The organism is Rhodopseudomonas sp. BR0C11, from assembly GCF_010820945.1.
Classification (GTDB): domain Bacteria; phylum Pseudomonadota; class Alphaproteobacteria; order Rhizobiales; family Xanthobacteraceae; genus Rhodopseudomonas; species Rhodopseudomonas palustris_H.
On sequence record NZ_QTKI01000463.1, the window covers coordinates 1 to 3,488 of the forward strand.

The following is a 3,488-nucleotide window of genomic DNA, read 5'->3' on the forward strand; positions in this document are numbered from 1 at the left end:
GGCGTGGTGATCGTCGGCCTCGCTTTCATCAACTTCCTTCGCTCGCGCTCCAACCGCGCGATCGCCGCCGATACGCTGGAAGGCAGCACCTCCGCCCGCGGCGCGGCGCCCGATGGCGCTCTGCCCGAACTCGCCGGCATCGCGGTGTTCGCGTTCATTGCGATGGGCCTGCTGGCGTTCGGCGCCACCTACAAGGGCGGTGAGCGCGACACCGCTCAGGTCAGCGGCCCGGCGTCCGAGTCGGGTGCCACCGGCACCACCGGCATGGCGCAGCCGAAGGGCGTGCAGAACGACCCGAAGCGCTATCAGCCGCACAACCCGGGCACCGACACCCGCGTCGCCCCGACCGCGTCCGACACCGGCGTCGGCAACTCGCCGGGCTCGACCGGCACGGTGACCAAGTAATTTCCGGCAGCGTGTGGGTTAACAAGAAGGCCTCGGTCGAAAGACCGGGGCCTTTGTCTTGCTAGAGCGCTTCATTGTTTGATTGAAGCGGATTTGGCCTTTGCCAAGCATCCGAAGTCCTCATCCTGAAGAGCCCGGCAAAGCCGGGCGAGGAGCCACATCGCCTGCGGCGCATGGTTCGAGACGGCGCTTTGCGCCTCCTCACCATGAGGTCCTGCAAGCTGCGACCGCGAGGAAGCTCCAGACACAAAAACGGGGGCCGCGGCCCCCGAGGTCGTGCCAGATGGATGATGGCGTTGCTTAGTGCGCGGCCTCGTAGGCTGCCTTCTGCTGCTCCATCAGGGCGATCTTTTCGCTGATCTTGGCGCGCTGGGTGGAGAGCGTCGATGCGATCGACGGCATGCCGGCGGTGACCTTCAGCGCGTCGTCGTATTTCGACAAGTTGCGCTTTTCGCCGTCGATCAGGCCGGGCAGCACGCTGCCGTCGAGGCCGTCAAACAACGAGCGCACACTCATGATGGTGCGGTGAACCACGCTCATGAACGAGCCGGAATCGTCGGCGGTTTCGCCGGCGTTGATCAGCAGGCCGGCCAGTTCTTCGGCGTTGCCGTGATGCAGCGCGATCATGTCGCGAAACAGCGGCGTCATGCCCTTGCCTTCGGCGTCTTCCAGCGCTTCCTCGTAGCCGTTGCGGGCGTCGATCTCGCTGGTGTGCAGCGTCTTCAGGTGGTCGATGATATCGGTGTCCACGTCAGCCTCCATGCTCGGTTCAGCGATGGCGGGCGACAAACGCCCGCGCACCTGCCGCGCGATAACCGGGATCAGGAAACTCGGTTCCGGACAGGAACCACGGCACGGAAAGTTGTTAGTTACGGCGCTCGCCGTCTTGCGGCTCGAGCCCGTAAGGCTTCACCAGGGCCCAGACATGGGCCGGTATCATATTCTTCATTTTGTGTTTGTAGTGCCGCCGCAGATGCAGCACGGTCTCGACCGCCTTCATCTCGACCCGGGCGCGCGCGAATTCTATCCCGCGCGGCCCGACCTTCGGCATCAGCCATCCCATGAACGGCCGCAGCCAGTTCGGCATGCCGCGCACCGGCAGGCCGCCGGCGGCGAGTTCAGTGTTCTTGAGGAAGCCCTTCACCGGCGCCACACGGTTGCCGGCGGTGGTCGGTTCGCTCAGTTTGACGTCGTCGCCGAGCAGCCTCAGCAGTTCCTCGCCGCGCTCGTTGCGCACCAGGAGCCACTGTTCGCCGCGTCCGCCCATATAGCCCACGGTGATATCGGCGAGCGTATTGGTGTAGTCGACGCAGGTGCGGCAGGTGATCGGGAAGAAGTCCGGCGGAAGCTTCGAGATCGGCAGCAGCAGAAACGGCACCCGCTTCACCTTGCCGTCGTCAAACCGCATCTCGACGTGATAGTCGGCGCAGAATTCCAGATAGGTGATGGTCTCGGGCTTGTCGGACAGCAGATCGAGGAAGCCGTGAAACGCTTCGGTGGTGGTGTTGTCTGAGCACGGCGTGCCGATCACGTACAGCTTTTCAAGGCCGAGCTGATCCTGCAGCCGGCGCAGCGCGTAGATCTGGCAGGGCACGCCGATCACCGCGAGCCGCCTATAGCCAGCAGCGATGGCCGGTTCGATCAGCGCCAGTGACGGTGCGTAGCCCATCCGCATGCCGCGGCACTGCGCCATGCCTTCCGGCTTGGTCACCAGCACCGGCATCGGCTTCCATTTGTCGGACGGGTCCGGTGCCATCGCGATCACCGCGTCGACCGCACCGGTCTCGAGCAGGCGCTGCGCGATCGTGGTGGTGATGCCGGTCCACTGCGCGCCCTCGCGCGGCTGCTTCATCGCCGCCTGCAGCATCCGGCGATACGGGCCGAAGAACGCCTCGTCGCCGGAGGCGCTGTCGCGGTTGCGGCCGTGCACCCGCTGTTCCATCGCCGGATAGTCCGGCTTGATGAACTGGCAGGCCTGGCCGCACTGCTTTGGATCGCTCATCCGCGACACGCCGCAATCGGTGCACAGGTCGCGCTCCGCCGGCTGGTTCAGCGGCGGCGTCCACAGTGCAGACGAGGTGTTGCGGTCGTGCATGGGCGCGTCTTGTAGGAACCGGCCAATGGCCTCGCCATTCGCCTTAAGTTGCTTTCCCGATCAATAGAGCCAAAGCCGGGCGACCGATAGATCTGCGTCAAACTCGCGGCCGATCGCCACCAGACCGATCCGGCGCAGCTTCCGGCGATCGAACGGCACGTCGGTGCGGTGCGAGATGAACTCGGCGAACGGGAATTCGATCACCTGCCAGTGCGGCGCCGCCCGGAACGGGTGGCGATAGGATTGCTGCGGCCGCGCCAGATCGGTGGTGCGAAGATGCAGGCCGTATGCCTCGCCATTGCCGAGCAGCTCGGCGGCGATGCCGCTGAAGCTGCCGGCATCGAACGCGCCGCCGTCCGGCGACAGATCCATCGCGATCTGGATGAAGCCGCCATTATTCTCGGTCGAGACCGCGCCGCGCATCCGCGCCGCAGTGCGGCCCTCGATCTCCACAAGCTGCAGCGTGCCTTGCGAAACGCCGCCCATCACGGTGTCGGTGATCACCTGCCAGCGCCGCTGTCCTGCCGCCGGCCACAGCTCGTATTGCATCACCGGATCACCATCGGGAACGTCACCGCAATTGCCCAGGCGAACAGCACGGCGTTGGCCAGCGCGCCGGGCAGCGGATGATTGGTCGCCTTGTAGGTCCAGTTGCTGATCAGCCCGAAGGCCAGGAACAGCAGCAGGATCGCCGGCACGATGATGATCAGGAAGAACAGCTTCTGCAGATTGAGCGCCACCGCGACGGCGAGCGAGGCCAGGAAGCAGAATTTCGCCAGCGCATAGGCGCCGCGCTTGGCGCCTTGGCCATGCGCCATCCATTCGGCGGTGATGAAATATGGGATGGTGCCGCACGCCACCGCCGCGATCAGGTGGATGCGCTGTTCGATAGGCATGAACGAGAACAAATAGGTGTCGAGCGCGATGCCGAAGCCGAGAATGTTGTAGGCGGTCGCCGCCACGGCCGCGATCACCAGCGCCCCGATCG

General features: G+C 65.2%; 4 protein-coding genes and 1 pseudogene. 1 reads left to right on the forward strand and 4 read right to left on the reverse strand.

Annotation, left to right across the window (positions count from 1 at the left end):
* Positions 1–405 (forward strand): hypothetical protein (locus DYI24_RS23430; protein WP_205523654.1); only part of this gene is annotated, 405 nt, incomplete at its 5' end.
* 300 nt (positions 406–705) lie between these two features.
* On the opposite strand, the gene DYI24_RS23435 is transcribed toward DYI24_RS23430, so the two are convergent.
* The 4 genes and pseudogenes from DYI24_RS23435 to DYI24_RS23450 all read right to left on the reverse strand — a co-directional run.
* Positions 706–1,155: a ferritin-like domain-containing protein gene (locus tag DYI24_RS23435; RefSeq protein WP_107357433.1), complete on the reverse strand. Its 450-nt coding sequence runs from the start codon at positions 1,153–1,155 to the stop codon at positions 706–708.
* Between the two features lie 115 nt (positions 1,156–1,270).
* A complete protein-coding gene (locus DYI24_RS23440) occupies positions 1,271–2,500 on the reverse strand; it encodes a Coenzyme F420 hydrogenase/dehydrogenase, beta subunit C-terminal domain (RefSeq protein ID WP_164574036.1) in 1,230 nt (409 codons plus the stop codon).
* Between the two features lie 60 nt (positions 2,501–2,560).
* Positions 2,561–3,049: a CIA30 family protein gene (locus DYI24_RS23445; protein ID WP_164574037.1), complete on the reverse strand. Its 489-nt coding sequence runs from the start codon at positions 3,047–3,049 to the stop codon at positions 2,561–2,563.
* Positions 3,049–3,488, reverse strand: a pseudogene (locus tag DYI24_RS23450) (alpha/beta hydrolase); the annotation flags it as partial. The pseudogene DYI24_RS23450 and the gene DYI24_RS23445, both read right to left, overlap by 1 nt.

Excerpts from the sequence above, each read along its gene's own strand:
- DYI24_RS23445 (WP_164574037.1), bottom strand. The coding sequence starts at position 3,049 with ATGCAATACGAGCTGTGGCCGGCGGCAGGACAGCGGCGCTGGCAGGTG.
- DYI24_RS23440 (WP_164574036.1), bottom strand. The coding sequence starts at position 2,500 with ATGCACGACCGCAACACCTCGTCTGCACTGTGGACGCCGCCGCTGAAC.